The 220-nt window shown below is 67.7% G+C and carries 1 protein-coding gene; it reads left to right on the forward strand.

The features are described from left to right. Positions 1 to 220, forward strand: a 220-nt coding sequence (locus DKT72_RS19030) for an IS110 family transposase (RefSeq protein WP_162623384.1), incomplete at both ends; no start/stop codon positions are given.

Here is a 220-nt window from a genome sequence, read left to right on the forward strand (position 1 = left end):
CGACAAGCCGTTGAAACAGGACGAGAAGGCCATCCGCACGATGCTGGGCAAGCTCTCCAAGCATGGCCGTGTGCTGCTGGTCGTGGACCAGCCCAACACCATCGGCTCCCTGCCCCTGACGGTGGCGCGGAACATGGGGATCGCGGTTGCCTACCTTCCCGGCACGGCCATGCGCAGGACCGCGCAGCTGCTGCCCGGGGACGCGAAGACCGACCGCAGG

Source organism: Confluentibacter sediminis (genome assembly GCF_003258355.1).
GTDB lineage: Bacteria > Bacteroidota > Bacteroidia > Flavobacteriales > Flavobacteriaceae > Confluentibacter > Confluentibacter sediminis.